The sequence below is a fragment of the Mesorhizobium sp. B2-3-12 genome (assembly GCF_006442205.1).
Lineage (GTDB): Bacteria > Pseudomonadota > Alphaproteobacteria > Rhizobiales > Rhizobiaceae > Mesorhizobium.
The window spans coordinates 40,227-57,589 of record NZ_VFVR01000010.1 but is presented as its reverse complement, the minus strand read 5'-3'; the positions used below and the strand labels follow the sequence as shown (position 1 = coordinate 57,589).

General features: G+C 62.6%; 16 protein-coding genes and 1 pseudogene. 13 read left to right on the top strand and 4 right to left on the bottom strand.

Annotation, left to right across the window (positions count from 1 at the left end; all coding sequences use genetic code 11):
* Positions 1 to 29: 29 nt before the first annotated feature.
* Genes FJ948_RS24995 through FJ948_RS24985 form a run of 3 tightly spaced genes read left to right on the top strand, consistent with a single transcriptional unit; the run spans position 30 to position 2,689 of the window.
* The gene (locus tag FJ948_RS24995) at positions 30 to 887 is read left to right on the top strand and encodes an ABC transporter substrate-binding protein (protein WP_140709206.1); all 858 of its coding nucleotides are present in this window, start codon (positions 30 to 32) and stop codon (positions 885 to 887) included.
* A 57-nt stretch (positions 888 to 944) separates the two neighbouring features.
* A complete protein-coding gene (locus tag FJ948_RS24990; protein WP_140709204.1) occupies positions 945 to 1,886 on the top strand; it encodes an amino acid ABC transporter permease in 942 nt (313 codons plus the stop codon).
* Complete coding sequence (locus FJ948_RS24985; protein WP_140709202.1) at positions 1,883 to 2,689, top strand: amino acid ABC transporter ATP-binding protein; 807 nt, start codon at positions 1,883 to 1,885, stop codon at positions 2,687 to 2,689. The genes FJ948_RS24990 and FJ948_RS24985 overlap by 4 nt, the downstream gene beginning before the upstream one ends.
* Before the next feature lie 19 nt (positions 2,690 to 2,708).
* Here FJ948_RS24985 and FJ948_RS24980 read toward each other — a convergent pair whose 3' ends face one another.
* Positions 2,709 to 3,617 (bottom strand): hydrogen peroxide-inducible genes activator, encoded by a 909-nt coding sequence (locus FJ948_RS24980; RefSeq protein ID WP_140709200.1) that lies wholly within the window; start codon positions 3,615 to 3,617, stop codon positions 2,709 to 2,711.
* A 179-nt stretch (positions 3,618 to 3,796) separates the two neighbouring features.
* On the opposite strand from FJ948_RS24980, the gene katG reads away from it, so the two are divergent.
* Positions 3,797 to 5,998, top strand: coding sequence for a catalase/peroxidase HPI (gene katG / locus FJ948_RS24975; RefSeq protein WP_140709198.1), 2,202 nt, complete (start codon positions 3,797 to 3,799; stop codon positions 5,996 to 5,998).
* Between the two features lie 68 nt (positions 5,999 to 6,066).
* On the opposite strand, the gene FJ948_RS24970 is transcribed toward katG, so the two are convergent.
* Complete coding sequence (locus tag FJ948_RS24970) at positions 6,067 to 6,744, bottom strand: MIP family channel protein (RefSeq protein ID WP_127277877.1); 678 nt, start codon at positions 6,742 to 6,744, stop codon at positions 6,067 to 6,069.
* A gap of 322 nt (positions 6,745 to 7,066) precedes the next feature.
* On the opposite strand from FJ948_RS24970, the gene FJ948_RS24965 reads away from it, so the two are divergent.
* The 7 genes and pseudogenes from FJ948_RS24965 (at position 7,067) to FJ948_RS30945 (ending at position 13,285) form a co-directional block, all read left to right on the top strand.
* Positions 7,067 to 8,356: an RsmB/NOP family class I SAM-dependent RNA methyltransferase gene (locus FJ948_RS24965; RefSeq protein ID WP_140709196.1), complete on the top strand. Its 1,290-nt coding sequence runs from the start codon at positions 7,067 to 7,069 to the stop codon at positions 8,354 to 8,356.
* A 36-nt stretch (positions 8,357 to 8,392) separates the two neighbouring features.
* Positions 8,393 to 8,878, top strand: a complete 486-nt coding sequence (locus tag FJ948_RS24960) for a TspO/MBR family protein (RefSeq protein WP_140709194.1) — start codon at positions 8,393 to 8,395, stop codon at positions 8,876 to 8,878.
* Positions 8,879 to 8,976: 98 nt separating this feature from the next.
* Complete coding sequence (locus FJ948_RS24955) at positions 8,977 to 9,435, top strand: PaaI family thioesterase (RefSeq protein ID WP_023686843.1); 459 nt, start codon at positions 8,977 to 8,979, stop codon at positions 9,433 to 9,435.
* Between the two features lie 93 nt (positions 9,436 to 9,528).
* The gene (locus tag FJ948_RS24950; RefSeq protein WP_140709192.1) at positions 9,529 to 10,197 is read left to right on the top strand and encodes a 5'-methylthioadenosine/S-adenosylhomocysteine nucleosidase; all 669 of its coding nucleotides are present in this window, start codon (positions 9,529 to 9,531) and stop codon (positions 10,195 to 10,197) included.
* A 55-nt stretch (positions 10,198 to 10,252) separates the two neighbouring features.
* Positions 10,253 to 11,815, top strand: coding sequence for a glutamine-hydrolyzing GMP synthase (gene guaA, locus FJ948_RS24945; RefSeq protein ID WP_140709190.1), 1,563 nt, complete (start codon positions 10,253 to 10,255; stop codon positions 11,813 to 11,815).
* A 668-nt stretch (positions 11,816 to 12,483) separates the two neighbouring features.
* A pseudogene (locus FJ948_RS24935) lies at positions 12,484 to 13,133 on the top strand (DUF433 domain-containing protein).
* 20 nt (positions 13,134 to 13,153) lie between these two features.
* Positions 13,154 to 13,285, top strand: coding sequence for a hypothetical protein (locus FJ948_RS30945; RefSeq protein WP_263491685.1), 132 nt, complete (start codon positions 13,154 to 13,156; stop codon positions 13,283 to 13,285).
* A 276-nt stretch (positions 13,286 to 13,561) separates the two neighbouring features.
* Here FJ948_RS30945 and FJ948_RS24925 read toward each other — a convergent pair whose 3' ends face one another.
* Positions 13,562 to 14,587, bottom strand: a complete 1,026-nt coding sequence (locus FJ948_RS24925) for a ParB/RepB/Spo0J family partition protein (RefSeq protein WP_140709188.1) — start codon at positions 14,585 to 14,587, stop codon at positions 13,562 to 13,564.
* Positions 14,588 to 14,964: 377 nt separating this feature from the next.
* Positions 14,965 to 15,375 (bottom strand): DUF2399 domain-containing protein, encoded by a 411-nt coding sequence (locus tag FJ948_RS24920; protein ID WP_140709186.1) that lies wholly within the window; start codon positions 15,373 to 15,375, stop codon positions 14,965 to 14,967.
* On the opposite strand from FJ948_RS24920, the gene FJ948_RS24915 reads away from it, so the two are divergent.
* Together FJ948_RS24915 and FJ948_RS24910 are read left to right on the top strand one after the other, a co-directional pair.
* Positions 15,333 to 16,310: an ABC transporter permease gene (locus FJ948_RS24915; protein WP_140709185.1), complete on the top strand. Its 978-nt coding sequence runs from the start codon at positions 15,333 to 15,335 to the stop codon at positions 16,308 to 16,310. The genes FJ948_RS24920 and FJ948_RS24915 overlap by 43 nt on opposite strands.
* A gap of 35 nt (positions 16,311 to 16,345) precedes the next feature.
* Entirely contained in the window at positions 16,346 to 17,350 is a 1,005-nt protein-coding gene (locus tag FJ948_RS24910; RefSeq protein ID WP_140709183.1) for a sugar ABC transporter substrate-binding protein, read from the top strand.
* Positions 17,351 to 17,363: the final 13 nt, after the last annotated feature.

Genomic DNA, 17,363 nt, shown 5'->3' with positions numbered 1-17,363 from the left:
GCAATCAAGGACAAGAAAGGGGAACAGCAATGAACAGATATCTGCAAATGACCGGCCTCGCGCTGGCGCTTTCCGCCACCGTCTGGGCCGGGGTTTCCAAAGCCGCCGATGTGCCGAAATCGGCTGAGGTGAAGCAGAGCGGAACGCTCGCCGTCGCCAACACGCTGGACTTCGCGCCGTTCGAATATCTCGACGCCGACGGCAAGCAGACCGGCATCATCGTCGAACTCGCCGGCGAAGTGGCCAAGCTCGTCGACGCCAAGCTCGATATCCAGCGCACGCCGTTTCCGTCGATGATCCCGGGCCTCGCGGCCGGCCGCTTCAAGATCGCCTGGGAGACCTTCTCGGCCACGCCGGAGCGCCTGAAGCAGGTCGATTTCGTCATGTTCCTGAAGGCGGGCCTGGCCGTCTCGACGTCACCCGACAAGAAGGCGAGCTTCGGCGGCGACACGCCGCTTTGCGGCAAGCGCATCGGTGTCTCGGCCGGCAGCGCCTCGGATTTCCTCGTCGACAAGCTCACCAAGGAGTGCACCGACAAGGGCCAGAAGCCCATCGAGAAGTCCGTCTTCAACTCTTCGACCGATATCGTCCAGGCCGTGCTTTCGGACCGCGTCGACGCGCGTATGGACGATGCCACGGCATCCAGCTATTTCGAGGTGACCAGCAAGGGCCAGTTGGTGGTGCTGCCGACGCTTTATGAGGTGGCGCCGCTCGGCATGGCGATCGCCAAGGACGACAAGGAAACCGCCGACATGATGGTGGCGGCCCTTGCCGAGCTGTTCAAGAACGGCACGTACAAGACTATCCTGGAGAAGTATGGCATGGGCGCTTACGCGATCAAGGAACCTTACTTCGTCGGCTCCATGGACGCGCTTCGAGCCGAATAAGGATGACCCGGCGCCTGACCACGGGCCAGGCGCCGGCCAGAAATCAGGAGACCGTTGATGGGCGTGGCCCACCCGACCGAGATCGGCATCGAGCCGGGCGCTGCCGCCGCCGTATCGCGCCTGACCGTTGTGCCGCAGCGCCGCTATGGCATCTGGATCGGCACCGCGCTCGCGCTGCTGCTGGCATTACTGATCATCCGCGCCTTCGCCAGCAACCCTGCTTTCGCCTGGGGCACGGCCGCCGGCTATCTTTTCCACCCCTCGATCATGCGCGGCCTGGGCAACACGCTGCTGCTCACCGTCGTCATCATGGTGCTGGGCATCGTGGTCGGCACCGTCATCGCCATCATGCGGGTATCGCCAAGCCCGGTGCTGCGCGCCTTTTCCGGCGTCTATGTCTGGTTCTTCCGTGGTGTGCCGGCGCTGATCCAACTGATTTTCTGGTTTAACCTGTCGCTGCTGGTGCGCGAAATCTCGCTGACTTTGCCGTTCATAGGCACGCTGTTTTCGGTGCGCACCAATGATTTCATGACGCCGTTCTTTTCCGCCGTCGTCGCGCTGTCCCTGTGCGAGGCCGGCTACATGGCCGAGATCATCCGCGCCGGCATCAAGTCGGTGCCGTCAGGCCAGTCGGAAGCGGCAAGCGCGCTCGGCATGCCCTACCGCATGATCCTGAAACGCATCACCTTGCCGCAGGCCATGCGCTTCGTGCTGCCGCCGACCGGCAACGAGGCGATCAACCTCCTGAAGATGACCTCGCTGGTGACGTTCATCGCCGTCGATGACCTGTTCTACACGGCGCAAAGCATCTACGCGCGAACCTTCGAGACCATCCCGCTGCTGATCGTGGTCGCCTTCTGGTACCTCGCCGTGGTCAGCATCATGTCGGTCGGGCAGCATTTCCTGGAACGCCATTTCGGCCGCAGCGATGTCAGACGCGACCCCCTGACGATGCGCGCCTTGCGCAACGCCATCAGCCTGCGCGGCGTTGCCCGATGACCGATGTGAAATCCGAAAATCGTGCCCGCTTCGGCGTGCCGGCCAACTCCATGGTGTTCGCGCGCGGCGTGCGCAAGACCTATGGCCAGCTCGAAGTGCTCAAAGGCGTCGACCTCGATGTGCCGGAGGGATCGGTCGCCTGCATCATCGGCCCGTCGGGGTCCGGCAAGAGCACGTTCCTGCGCTGCATCAACCATCTGGAAAAACTCAGCGGCGGCATCCTGCTGGTCGACAGCCAGTTCGTCGGCTACGACCTACTGGGCGACAAGCTCCAGGAGGTGAAGGACGATCTTCTATGCCGGCGCCGTGCCGAGATCGGCATGCTGTTCCAGTCGTTCAACCTGTTCTCGCACATGACCGTGATGGAGAACCTGATCGAGGCGCCGACGCAGGTGCGGCGAATAGCACTGGACCAGGCGAAGGCCGAAGCGGAAGTGCTGCTGCGGCGTGTCGGCCTCGCCGACAAGGTCGACCGCTATCCGCGCGAATTGTCCGGCGGCCAGCAGCAGCGTGTCGCGATCGCGCGCGCCATGGCCATGAAGCCCAAGGTGCTGCTTTTCGACGAGCCGACCTCGGCGCTCGATCCGGAACTGGTTGGCGAAGTCCTGCAGGTCATGCGCGACCTGGCCGAGAGCGGGATGACGATGGTCGTCGTCACCCACGAGATCGGTTTCGCCCGCGAGATCGGCGACCAGCTCGTCTTCATGGACGGCGGCGTGATTGTCGAACGCGGCACGCCGCGTGAGATGATTGCCAATCCGACATCGCCGCGCACCCGGGAATTCCTGTCACGGGTGCTGTAGCCCGTGGTTTGGCCCGCTCTCAGCCCGCCAGCACCGCCGCGCCGAGGCCCCGGATAATCTTCGCCAGCTCGACGCATTCGCCATGCCGTGCATTGTTGCGCCGCCAGGCAAGGCAGATCATGCGCTGCGGCATCGGCTCCTGGAACGGCACGATCTTGAGGTCGGGGATGGTGCCGGCGGGCCCAGCCGCCATTTCCGGGATGAGGGTGACGCCGAGCCCGTGCGCCACCATCTGCAGCAGCGTGGTCAGGCTGGTGGCGCCGTAGCTTGCCATCGCCACCGGCCGCACATTGCCACAGACGGCCAGCGCCTGTTCGCGCAGGCAATGGCCTTCTTCCAGCAGCATCAATCTTTCCAGCGCCGGGCTCTCGGGTGGGACCGGCGGCGAGGCGAAAGCCGGATCGCCTGATGGCACGGCCAGGAAGAACCGATCGGGAAACAGCGCCTCGGTGATCAGCCCGGGATGGTCGAGCGGAAGTGCGGCGATGAAGGCATCGAGTTTTCGCGATGCGGTGTCGTCGACCAGGGAGGTGGTGACCGCCTCGCGCAATTCGAGCAGCAAGGCCGGGAAGTGCTTCTTCAATTCAGGCAGGGCGAGCGGCAGAAGATAGGGCGCGATGGTCGGGATGATGCCCAGGCGGAAGCGTCCCTCCATCGCCGTGCGGCCTCGCCGGGCTGTCGTTTCCACGTCACGTATATCGGCCAGGATGCGCTCGATGCGCGGCAACAGCGCAATCGCGTCATCCGTCATGCGCACCGACCTGCCGCCGCGCTCGAACAGCCGGCAGTTCAGCCGTTGCTCCATTTCGGCGATCTGGGAGGACAGCGCCGGCTGGCTGACACCGGCAAGTTTCGCCGCACGCCCAAAATGCAGCGTCTGCGCCAGCGCGTCGAAATAATGCATCTGGCGAACCGTCAATCCGATCATGTGGTCAAGCCCGTCATAAGAAAATCCTATCGAAATAAACAGGAAAGACAATTTGTTTTTATCGTCGGTGTGTCCTAGTCTGGAACCGTTCCAGATTGGCGTGCGCCGCTGGCCGCCCCCAAAATCTCGGCAAAAATCAAGCTCGGCACAATCAAACCTCGGCAAAATTGGAGTGAGACATGGACGCGAAAACCGACGATAACAGCGCGGGCAAATGCCCTGTGGCGCATGGATCCGCCGGCCGGACCAACCGTGACTGGTGGCCGAACCAGCTTGACCTCGGCGTTCTCCACCAGCAGTCGAACCTGTCGGACCCGATGGGCGAGGACTTCGACTATGCCAAGGAATTCGCCAGCCTCGATCTCGATGCGGTCATCAGGGATCTGCACCATGTGATGACGGATTCGCAGGATTGGTGGCCGGCTGACTTTGGCCATTACGGGCCGCTGTTCATCCGCATGGCCTGGCACAGCGCCGGCACCTACCGCATTGGCGATGGCCGCGGCGGCGCAGGCGCCGGCCAGCAGCGTTTCGCGCCGCTCAACAGCTGGCCTGATAACGCCAATCTCGACAAGGCGCGCCGCCTGCTCTGGCCGGTCAAGCAGAAATACGGCCGCAAGATTTCCTGGGCCGACCTCTTGATCCTCACCGGCAACGTCGCGTTGGAATCGATGGGTTTCAAGACCTTCGGCTTCGCCGGCGGCCGCGCCGACGTCTGGGAGCCCGAGCAGGACGTGGACTGGGGGTCGGAAACCAAATGGCTCGGCGACGAGCGCTATTCCGGCGACCGTGAGCTTCGCGGCCATCTCGGCGCCGTGCAGATGGGCCTGATCTACGTCAATCCGGAAGGGCCGAACGGCAAGCCCGATCCGCTGGCCTCGGCCCGCGACATCAGGGAAACCTTCGCGCGCATGGCCATGAACGACGAGGAAACCGTGGCGTTGATCGCCGGCGGTCACACGTTCGGCAAGACCCATGGCGCCGGCGATGCCTCGCTGGTGGGCGCGGAGCCCGAAGGTGCCGGTATCGAGGCGCAGGGCCTCGGCTGGTCCAGCAAGCATGCGTCAGGCATTGCCGGCGATGCCATCACGTCAGGCCTCGAAGTCACCTGGACGACGACGCCGACCAAGTGGAGCAATAACTTCTTCGACAATCTGTTCAACTTCGAATGGGAATTGACCAAGAGCCCGGCGGGCGCCCATCAGTGGACGCCGAAGGGGGGCGCCGGTGCTGGCACGGTGCCGGACGCGCACAACCCTTCCAAGCATCATGCGCCGGCCATGCTGACCACCGATCTCGCGCTGCGGGCCGACCCGGCCTACGAGAAGGTCTCGCGGCGTTTCCATGAGCATCCGGAGCAGTTCGCCGACGCCTTTGCCCGCGCCTGGTTCAAGCTGACCCATCGCGACATGGGTCCTGTCGTGCGCTATCTCGGCCCGTTGGTGCCGAAGGAAGAGCTGATCTGGCAGGACCCGATCCCGGCGATCGATCATGAACTGGTCAGCGAGCAGGACATCGCCTCGCTGAAGGCCAAGATCCTGGGCTCCGGCCTGTCGGTTTCCGAACTGGTCTCGACCGCCTGGGCCTCGGCTTCGACCTTCCGCAACTCCGACAAGCGCGGCGGCGCCAACGGTGCCCGCATCCGGTTGGCACCTCAGAAGGACTGGGCTGTCAATGAGCCGGCCCAATTGTCGAAGGTGCTGGCCAAGCTCGAGGCCATCCAGAAGGAGTTCAATACCGGTGGCAAGAAGGTATCGCTGGCCGACCTGATCGTGCTCGGTGGTGTCGCCGCGGTCGAGAAAGCCGCGAAGGACGGCGGCAACGACGTGAAGGTGCCGTTCACGCCCGGCCGCATGGACGCTTCGCAGGAGCAGACGGACGTTCACTCCTTTGCCGCGCTCGAGCCTAAAGTCGACGGCTTCCGCAACTACGTCAGGGGCAAGCAGCCCATGTCGGTTGAAGCCATGCTGGTCGACCGGGCGCAGTTGCTGCGCCTGACGGCGCCGGAGTTGACGGTGCTTGTCGGCGGCCTGCGGGTGCTTGGCGCCAACACCGGGCAGTCAAAGCACGGCGCGCTCACCGACAGGCCGGGTACGCTGACCAACGACTTCTTCGTCAACCTGCTCAGCATGAGCACGGTGTGGGATCCGGCCGCCGGTTCTGTTCCGGGTTCGGAAGAGGTGTACGAAGCGCGCGACCGCAAGACCAAGGCGGTCAAGTGGACAGGCACCCGCGCCGACCTGATCTTCGGTTCGCACGCGCAACTGCGAGCGCTGGCCGAAGTCTACGGATCGGCGGACGCTGGGCAGAAATTCGCCCGGGACTTCGTTGCGGCATGGACCAAGGTGATGAACGCCGATCGCTTTGATATCGCTGCCTGATTCGAACTTAAGGCCTACGAAAAAGGCGCGGGCCACGGCCCGCGCCTTTTGCATTCAGGCTCTGGAAATCAATCCTTCTCGAAGACGCGCGCCTTGGCGACGACGCCGGCAATGGCGCCACCGATCAAAGGCGCGACGATGAACAGCCAGAGCTGGCTGAGCGCGGCACCGCCGGTAAACAGCGCCGGACCGATGGAGCGCGCCGGATTGACCGAGGTGCCGGTGACCGGGATCATGGCGAAGTGAATGCCGGCCAGCGTCAGGCCGATGACCAGCCCGGCAAAAGCCGTCGAGTGCTTCTCGGCGGTGACGCCAAGGATAACCGTGACGAAGGTGAAGGTGCCGATCAGCTCCCACAGGAACGCCGAGCTCATGCCCCATTTCGTCTCGTCCCAGCCATTGGCGCCGAAGCCGCCGGTGTGGCCACCGGCCTGGCCGGAAACGATGATCCACAACGCCAGCGAGGCGATGATGGCGCCGATGATCTGCGCGATCCAGTAGGGGATGACGTCCTTGGCCGGCAGCCGGCCGGCAAGGAAGACGCCGAGCGTCACCGCCGGATTGAGATGCGCGCCCGAAATCGGGCCGATCGCATAGGCCGCCGCGATGAGGCCGATGCCGAATGCCAGGCCGATGCCCTCCTGACCAAGCGGCAGCGCGCCGCCGAAGCCGCCCGTCACCACGGACGCCGTACCGATGAACACCAACAGAAATGTGCCTAGAACTTCCGCCAGATAAGTCTTCATTGCCCTCTCCTCGTGACGATTCGCCGGTCCACGGTTTCCGCGCCGCGAATCATGGCGACAAGAGTATTCCCAACCGAAAAACTTGGAAAGCAGAGCGGTTGCGCCACAAGCCGTGCTTGCAGTCCCCAGTTGCGAACATTAGAGACCTTTCATCTATTGATCGATCTGCTTTCGCCGACCGGGGAGATTTATTGGTCGGCTGAATCCGCTGGCGTGGTCGGCGGCGTCTCGGCGGTGTGCGATGGAGCGGGGTTCAATCCGGACGTGAAAGGCTCTAAGAGCAGGCCCTGGGATCAATGTGCTCGATTTGATGGAATGACGAATGCGACTGGGCGGACGGCTGGCTGCGGCCATCGAAGTGCTGGAGGACATCGGTCGGCGTCACCGGCCGGTGGCCGATGCGCTGAAGGATTGGGGCCTGTCACATCGCTTCGCCGGCGGTGGTGATCGCGCCGCGATCGGCAACATCGTCTACGACGCGCTGCGCCACAAACGCTCCGCCGGCTGGTTGCTGGGCGAAGACACGCCGCGCGCCATCGGCTTCGGGGCGCTGCTGCTCGAATGGAGCCAGACGGCGCAGTCGCTCAACGCCACGCTCGAAGGTGACAAGTTCGCGCCGCCGCTGCTCAGTGCCACGGAACTCCAGGCAATCGCCGAACGCCGGCTCGTCGACGCGCCGCCAGCCGTTCGCGCCGACATACCCGATTGGTGCGAACCGCTGTTCGAACGCGCCTTCGGCGAGACATGGGTCGAGGAGGGCGCCGCGCTGGCCACACGCCCGCCGCTCGACATCCGGGTCAACACGCTACAGGCCGATCGCGCCAAGGTGCTTGCCGAACTGGCCCAGACCGGTGCAAGCGCCGCGCGGATCGCGCCCTATGGCATCCGCATCCCGCCGATCGATGGCGACGGCAGGCATCCCAATGTCCAGGCCGAGCCGGGCTTCCAGAAGGGCTGGTTCGAGGTCCAGGACGAGGGGTCGCAGATCGCGGCGGCACTTGCCGGCGCGACGGCCGGCATGCAGGTGCTCGACTTCTGCGCCGGCGCCGGCGGCAAGACGCTGGCGCTGTCGGCGGCGATGGACAATCACGGTCAGATCTTTGCTCACGATGCCGAAAAGGCGCGGCTGGCGCCGATCTTCGACCGCATCCGCCGTTCGGAAAACCGAAATGTGCAGATCGCCATCAAGCCGGCCGAGCTTGCCCCGCTCGCCAACCACATGGACATCGTGCTGGTCGACGCGCCCTGCACCGGCAGCGGCACCTGGCGGCGGCGTCCCGACGCCAAATGGCGCCTGACGCAGAGACAGCTCGACGCCCGCAAGGGCGAGCAGTCGGCGATCCTCGATGCTGCGAAGGCCTATGTCAAACCTGGCGGCCTGCTGGTCTACATCACCTGCTCGGTGTTCGACGAGGAGAATGGCGAACAGGTCGCCGCGTTTCGCAATCGGCACGGCGGCTTTGCCCCGGTCGACCATCGCCAGCTTTGGGACAGCCATTTTCCAGGCAATGCCGCCGCGATGCGGATCGGTGCCCAAGGTGGCATTTCGCTCTCGCCGGCGCTGAGCGGCACCGACGGATTTTATTTCTGCGCCATGCGGCGGGCGAACTGACGCCGTTGACAGCTTGGGGCTGCGCCCCAGTTCGTGATGCGCGGCGTCGCGCCGCCATGGGGTAAAGTCTTGCAAAAATATCTGTCGCTTCTGCTTTTCCTCGTCCTCGTGCTGGGCGGGGGCCTTCTGATCGGCTACGCGACACTGCCGGGTGCTTGGTATGCGTCGCTGGCCAAGCCTCCCTTCAATCCGCCCACTTGGGTTTTCGCGCCGGCCTGGACCCTGCTCTATGTGCTGATCGCGGTGGCCGGCTGGCGGACATGGCAGCGGGAGCCGTCGGGCACGGCGATGAAGATCTGGGGCACCCAGCTCGTCCTGAATTTCCTGTGGTCGCCGACTTTCTTCGGCGCAAAAATGATGGGGCCGGCCCTGGTCGTCATCGTGCTTCTTCTCGCGAGCATCGTGCTGTTCATTGCGAACGTCTGGAACCGCGATCGGGCTTCCGGCTGGCTGTTCGCGCCCTACGCGGCATGGGTGGCGTTCGCCACTCTGCTCAACGCTTCGCTTCTCTGGTTGAACTAGGACGCCTCGATGTCGTTTTGTTGCAGTGCAGCAAAAGCATTTGCCTGCCGCTCATGCCTCTGCGATAAGCTTTCCCGGCAAACGTGAAGGCAATGGTGATGGCAGCGAAGATCGTACCGGCTCCAGACTATGAGGATCGCGTCAGGGCATCCTTCGCACGCCAGCAGGCGATGGCGACGATCGGCGCCGAACTGACATTGGTCACACCAGGCATCATCGAGATCGAGATGCCCTATTCGGCCGCACTGACCCAGCAGCACGGTTTCCTGCATGCCGGCGTCATCTCGACGGCGCTGGACTCGGCCTGCGGCTATGCGGCCTTCTCGCTGATGCCGGAAAATTCCGGCGTGCTGACCATCGAATTCAAGGTCAACCTTCTGGCGCCGGGCAGGGGCGAGCGCTTTCTGTTCCGCGGGTCGGTGACCAAGCCCGGCCGCACCATCATCGTTGCCGACGGCCAGGCCTATGCCTTCGCCGCCGACGGGGAGGCCAAGCTGATCGCCACCATGACCGGGACCATGATGACGGTGGTCGGCCGCGACGGCATAGCAGGGTGAGGAGCGGTCCGCGCAGCGGACCCCCAAATGGGCTTTTCGAGCGACGAACGCCCGGAGCCATTGGCGAAGGGCCGGGACAGGGAGAAGCAGATCATGACCGGTAACGTCGTGCGCATTGGCGGCAAGGATGTCCTCTTCGTCATGGCGGCGCAGGCCGAATACGGCCCGCATTTGCAGCGGCTGTTCACGCCGCTGATGACCGGCGTCGGCCCGGTCGAAGCGGGCGTCAGGCTCGGTGCCGAGCTCTCCTGGTTGAAGTCGCAAAAGGCATTGCCCGATCTGGTGGTTTCGCTCGGCTCCGCCGGCAGCCGGACCCTGGAGCAGACCGAAATCTACCAGGCCATCTCGGTGAGCTATCGTGACATCGATGCCTCGCCGCTGGGCTTCGAGAAGGGCGCCACGCCGTTTCTCGACCTGCCGGCGACCGTACCGCTGCCGTTTCGTATTCCCGAAATCAAGCAGGCGACACTGTCGACCGGCGGCGCCATCATTACCGGCTCGGCGTACGAAGCGATCGCCGCAGACATGGTCGACATGGAAACCTTCGCCTGCTTGCGTGCCTGCCAGCTTTTCGACATCCCGCTCATCGGGCTGCGCGGCATTTCCGACGGCGCGGCTGATCTGAGGCACGTCGGCGACTGGACCGAATATCTGCACGTCATCGATGAAAAGCTAGCCGGCGCCGTCATGCGCCTCGAACAGGCGATCGGTTCGGGTTTGCAGCGGGCGGCTTCGGCCAACGATCAGGCCAGACCTGTCTGAAAGTCAGGCACCGCAACCCATTGCGCCGACTCGTTTCTTTCTCTAAACGCTCGCCATGACAACAGCCAATCACCCTGACACCGTCCTGATTGTCGATTTCGGCAGCCAGTTTACCCAGCTCATCGCCCGCCGCATCCGCGAGGCCGGCGTGTTTTCCGAGATCGTGCCGTTCCAGTCGGCCGAGGCGGCGTTCCAGCGCATCAATCCGAAAGCGGTGATCCTGTCCGGCGGCCCGGCCTCGACCGGTGATGTCGGCAGCCCGCGCGCACCGCAGATCGTCTTCGACGCCGGCGTGCCGGTGCTCGGCATCTGCTATGGCCAGATGGCCATGTGCGTGCAAATGGGCGGCGTCGCCGAAAGCTCCAACCATCGCGAATTCGGCCGCGCCTTCGTCGAGATCGAAAAGGACAGCCCGCTGTTCGAGGGCCTGTGGGCCACCGGCCAGCGTCATCAGGTGTGGATGAGCCATGGCGACCGGGTCATCGCCCTGCCGCCGGGTTTTCAGGTGTTCGGCAAGTCGGAAAGCTCGCCCTTCGCCATCTTCGGCAATGTCGAGCGCAAAATGTACGGCATCATGTTCCACCCCGAGGTGGTGCACACGCCCGACGGCGCCAGGCTGCTGAGAAATTTCGTCCACAACATCGCCGGCATCGAAGGCGACTGGACGATGCGCGCCTACCGCGAACACGCGGTCGAGGCGATCCGCAAGCAGGTCGGCAAGGGCAAGGTCATCTGCGCGTTGTCGGGCGGTGTGGATTCCTCGGTCGCTGCCCTTCTGATCCACGAGGCGGTCGGCGATCAACTGACCTGCATCCTCGTCGACCACGGCCTGATGCGCAAGGACGAGGCGGCGGGCGTGGTGGCGATGTTCCGCCAGCACTACAACCTGCCGCTGATCCTGGTCGATGCCTCTGAAAAATTCATCTCGGCGCTGGAAGGCGAGTCGGACCCGGAAAAGAAGCGCAAGACCATCGGCCGGCTGTTCATCGAGGTGTTCGAGGACGAGGCGAAAAAGCTCGGCGGCGCCGATTTCCTGGCGCAGGGCACGCTCTATCCCGACGTCATCGAGAGCGTTTCCTTCACCGGCGGCCCGTCGGTGACCATCAAGTCGCACCACAATGTCGGCGGCCTGCCCGAGCGCATGAACATGCAACTGGTCGAGCCGCTGCGCGAACTGTTCAAGGATGAGGTGAGGGCGCTGGGCAAGGAGCTCGGTCTGCCCGAAAGCTTCATCGGCCGCCATCCTTTCCCGGGCCCCGGCCTCGCCATCCGCTGCCCGGGCGGCATCACGCGCGAAAAGCTGGAGATCCTGCGCGAGGCCGACGCCATCTATCTCGACGAGATCCGCAAGGCCGGCCTTTACGATGCGATCTGGCAGGCCTTCGCCGTGCTGTTGCCGGTGCAGACCGTGGGCGTGATGGGTGATGGCCGCACCTACGAATTCGTCTGCGCGCTGCGCGCCGTCACTTCGGTCGACGGCATGACGGCTGATTTCTACCACTACGACATGGCATTCCTCGGCGCCGCCGCCACGCGCATCATCAACGAAGTCCGCGGCATCAACCGCGTGGTTTACGACGTGACGTCGAAGCCGCCGGGGACAATTGAGTGGGAGTAGGGGGAAAACGGCGACGGTAGCTCAGGTTTGTCGGGTTCTCGCCCTCTGTCCGCGTCTATTCCCCGGTCGGCCTTAGTAGTCGGTTCGTGTCCTTCCAAGCAGCTTGTTGATCTGAACGCGCTGGTCCGCGAATGTAAAGCGCCATCGGGAGTGCTTAGGGAATTGGCGTGCAATGGCGTGTAAATCGGCGGCAACATGGAGCACCATAGCCACCACTCTCGGCCTGACAATCCTTGGTCGAATCGTAGCTGGGAGCAATTGTCGGCCCGTGGTCGCTTCCGGCAACGCGCCGATCACCGGCGGCGCGCTTTGGGAACGAAGTCTGCGGTGGCTTGATCGCTTCGCTTCGTTCCCAGAAATAATCACCACGGTCCGTGCGATCCAGCGCGCCCCCACACTTATGTCACGACGAAGGAATTCCTTCTGATTTTTTCCCTCGACACGTTGTGCGATCTGCCAGACGTCGAGGCGACAGAAGTCGCCGCACTGCCAAGCAGGACAAACCGCTCAGGGGAACCAACGGGAGGGATCCAAAATAGGTCGCCAAGTTCATTTGTATGAACGCTCGCGCCTGGCCATGCCTGTAACGACCGCTTTGGTCTTAAACGGCAGGCGCCTTTACGATGGGACGCTCTAGGCCTATATTGTTCTTCACAAGGAGAAGAATTATGGGAGCACCCACTCGCGTCTATACCCCCGCAGAGGCGGCCGCCGTAAGCGGGATAGGCATCAAGGCCGTTCACAATGCGATCGACAAACACATTGTCGATGCGGTGCCAAGCGCTGTCCAACGCGCTGGCGGGATCGTTCGACGGGCATTGACCGGTGAGGATTTGCTGCGGCTCAAGCTCTGGTACGGCGTGGGTGCGACACTTACCGCTGATCGCCGTCGCCGACTGTTCGAGGAAATCAAAGCTGCCCCAACTGCTATGACCGTAAGGGCTGATGACCTGTTGATAGTCGACATCGCCGAGGCGCGTAAACAGCTGAAAGCCCGCATCGTCGATCTCGACGAAGCGGAGGCAGCAATTGGTCGCGTCAAGGGAGTTGTGGCGGAGAGCCGGTCTTCAAAGGAACCCGCATCCCTGCGCGAATGATCGCGGCGATGCTGGCGCAGGGCGCAGACGAAGCGGAGGTTCTCGAGGGATATCCCAGGCTAACGTCGCGGATGATCGAGCTCGCCAGGATCTGGGTTGCCGCTCACCCGCTGCGCGGGCGGCCCAAGAAGCTCTCCCAGCAGGGCGTGAAAGTAAAGTCTTCGAAGCGTGTGATCTTGAAGGGTGACCCACGGCAGTTGACCAATACGAAACGCGTGTGACCTCGTGAGAGAGGGAGCTCTTGGATGGTCTTCTTGCCGATCTCGGACCGGAGGACTTTCTCATCAATGAGATCGTTGAAATAGAGATCAATAACGGCGTTGCCGTCTTCACGGGATATGAGTTGCATCTGCCTGGCAGCGGGGTCGATTAGAGACCAACATGCGGCTTTCCCGATCGGGCGAAGCGGTGGACGTCAGTTCTTTCGCCATCGCTGGGTGAGCGCTCTGACGTCACGGCCAGAGCGCTCCTATAATGCCAAGCCTCCACTAAAGGGCTAACACTCGTTCCTTCGAGGTCGCTTCATCCGAGATTTGCAAGTCATAAGCGTCCATTATTGCGTTGTGGAGAGCTGTTATCCGCATTTCTCCGCCTTTCAACCCGACAGCGAACAACCCCCATTCGTCGGCCGTCCGCGTTTGAAGGGCACTCAAAAGGCGATCAGGATCGAAATCAGGATTCGGCGGGTCATGATCCGAACAAGACCGCCGAAAATCGCTCCGCCGTGCGTCATCTTCTGGCCGGGAAAAGCCACAGCCATATTCGTGAGCACAGCCGAGGTAATTGCCGGACCGAACCTTCTGATCGCATGTGCGATAGATGAGGTGAACGCAACCTCACCTGGCCGCCATGCTGTCGATGACGTGTTGCGGGCAACGCTTAGCCCCGCATCAGTGACGAGCTGCTGCATTTCCAACGCATCTTCGTCCGCAGCTGCAAGAGCTGCAAAATAGTCATCGAGGCGGTTCATTGGCTTTCGCGCGCGGTTGGCTAGGATGAACATGCGAGCCTCTTCCTCCCTATTCTCGTACCTAAAGACGCAACATGGGAGTTGGGGGATATCGTCCCTCCGGCAGGCAGCCATCCATCGATGTTGGCCGTCGATGATCGTGAGCGTATCGTCGGCACGTCGGGACACCACCAGCGGCGCACACAGGCGCCAGTCGAACTTGGCGGCTATGCTTGCGATTAGCCTACGCGAGGCCTCGTTGTCGGTTGATCTTTGGTAAGCGCTGTCGACCGAAAGCCGATTCAAACGGATCCACTCAATCGATGGTTGCGAACCCACCGGTGGGGCATATCGAGGGCGGCGATCGATCGCCTTGGAATGGTTCTTTCTCGCCTTGCTCTTCGTCCCTTTGCTCGCTCCAAACTGGCGCCCCTTTCCGGGGCCGATATTGGTGATCGTCGGCTCCGCTCTCATCTTTAGCTTCTCTATGAAGTCGACGGCCTCCTCAACCGCCCGAGCCCATACGCGGCCACTGCTCTCTATGACGATGTTCCCGAGATGGACACGAGCTCGGCCGAATTCCGTCTCCAGCGCGAAGGTTCCATTCGCTTCGATGCCTCCTGCCATATATTGCGGCACCCAATCCGGCATGGGAAATTCGCCATGCTTCCAGGTTCGTATATTGCCACCGTCTGCATTTGCCGAAAGGCGCTGATTATATGTCATCGTTATAACCTGTGATCTGCCGGCTGCGGAATTGCGGACCGGTGGGAGGACAATGACTGGGAGAAAGGACGTCTCAATGAAGGTTGAGGAGGTACAATCTTAGCAGAGGTTAGCGCATGCCAATGCGTCAGAGGCCTATCATGCCGAGCCAGCGGGATGCGGCACGGTCCTCAGCGCAACGGGAATAGGATTGATATCTTTCCTGGGATCATGCGCATTGGTGTTCGAGGCTTTTGCTCGTCTCTCGATATGGCCTGTCAAAGGCATCCGTACAGCGGCAGATAGTGCTGGTTACGCTGCCCTTTTTCTTCGCAATCTTGACTGACGCTTGCCTTTCTTGCCGCCCTGAGAATGCGCTATTCCTTGAAGGAGGAGGCTTATCGATCGTCAAGATCGTGCAACAATGAGGTTGCCAAGGCCTCTTCGGCGATGGCGATACCGTGTTCACGCATGGCGAGCGCCAGCGCCCTATCCCATGATGCCTGAAGCCGCAACGCCCGCCGGCTTGCGGCACACAGGCTTGCGGCACGCAGGCCGACGGTGTGTGTCGCACCTTCCTCCCGCAATACACAAGGGGCCGACGGTGCTTGGCCGCTCCCTCGATAAAGCAGGTAGCCAACATAACTGATATTCCATGGACAGGTCTGTCTCGGCCTCTCCAAAAAAGGGATGTTCGCTCCAGCTCGATGCCGATCGCGCAGGTTCGCATCCGCGGATCGGCATCGGCCGGTCTGGGAGGTCCGGAATGGGGAAGGCGCGATTGTCGCAAGAGAGCGTGGTGTTCGCACTCGCCGTTGTGATGTTCGCCGTCTTCGCGGTCTCGCTCAACAATTTCCTGACCGCCGGCAATCTTATAGCGCTTGTGCGCAGCGTCTCGATCCTCGGTATCCTCGGGCTCGGCATGGCCCTGGTGGTGATCGGCAGGGGGATAGATCTCGCAATGGTCGCCACGATGGTGGTCTCCCTGTCGTGGGTCCTGTCCATGGCGCAGGCCGGAACGCCGTTCGATACCGCCCTGTCATACGGCTTCCTGCTTGCCGTCGCGATTGGCCTGGCCAGCGGCATCCTGATTGCCTATGCCGACATCCCCGCGATCTTCACCACCCTGGCCATGGGCCTGGTTATCTACGGCTCCGGGCGCGCCTTCTTGTTTGAGATCGACGTGCAGAATACCCCGGCCGGTGTCGAATGGTTCGACTTTCTCGGACAAGGTCTGTTGTTCGGCCTGCCGATGCCGATCGTCGCCTTCGCCGGGCTAGCCGCGCTGGTTGCCCTCTTGCTCATGCGCACGCGCGTCGGCCGTTTCATCTATGCGGCCGGAGACAATCCGCTGGCGGCCCGCATCACCGGTTTGCCGCTGCGGCCGCTGATCGTGGTGCAGTATGTCGTGAGTTCGCTGATAGCCTTCCTTGCCGGCATCGTCATGGCGGCGGCTGTCTCGGGCATGAGCACGCGTGTCTACAACTCCACCATGATCTACGATGTCCTGCTCGTCGTGGTGCTAGGCGGCATCAGCCTGAGCGGTGGCCGCGGCGGCGTGCGCAACGTGCTGGTGGGGACGCTGCTGGTCGGCGTGCTGCTCAACGGCATGACCATCCTCGACATCACCTACACCACCCAAAACCTGATCAAGAGCCTGATCCTATTGCTCGCGATCATGGTCGACAGTTTCATCAACCCCAGGGACGAGCAGACCTCGCAACAGAGCCAAGGGGATATCTGAACCAAATCTTGTTTGCGATTCAACGGGAGGAAACCATGAAATTTCGCACTGTTCTGGCCGCAGGCCTGATGGCCCTTGGGCTGGTGGGCGCCACGCATGCCGATGACGGGCTGGACAACCCGTCACGCAATCCATTCTATGAAGGGCTGAAGGGAAAGCGCGTGGTCTTCATCCCCCTGGCGATGGGTTTCGACCTCACCGAGGGGTGGGCCGCGATCATGCGCAAGCAGGCGGCCGATCTCGGCTATAAGCTTGAGATCCGCGATCCGAACTGGAGCACGGATGCGGGTACACGGGCGCTAACCGCGCTGATCGCCGAAAAGCCCGATCTCATCATCGCGCACAACCCGGATGTGCAATCCTACGCCCGCTTGCTGAAGCGGGCCATGGATGCCGGCATCAAGGTGGTCCAGCTCAATCTCGAATCCGTGGTTCCCACCGACGCCTATGTCGGCGCCGACTGGTCGCGGGTCGGCTACATCGAGGCCGACGCGCTGGTCAAGCAGTGCGGGGCCGGGTCCGGCAAGTCCGGCAAGATCGCCATCATCCGTGGCCAGCCCACGGCCGCCTCCGACCTTTATGAGCTTTATGCCTACAAACAAACCTTCGCCAAGGATCCGTCGATCAAGATCGTGTCGGAACAGGCCGCTCAGTACGACCCGGCGAAGGCGCGCGCGATCATGGAAACGGTGCTGCAGCAGCATCCCGACCTCTGTGGAGTCGTCGGAAACTGGGACAATCAGGACGTCGGCGCGGGCGCCGCGATCCAGGCAGCCGGGAAGGCCGACGACGTCTATGTCGTCACCTCCGGCGGCGGCAACCAGATCGGTTGCGACAACATCAAAAAGGGCCTCCTCGACCTGATCGTCAGCTACGATGTCCCGCTCCAGGGCAATGCAATCAACCAGCAAATCGTCCAGTCGTTGCTATCGCCGGCCAAGGCCGGGGAGGGCAAGACCTCCTACTACACGCCGCTTACGCTGCTGACGAAGGACAATATCGGTCCGCGCACCTGCTGGCAGTTGGACCAGCTGAAATAGGCCAATCGAAAGA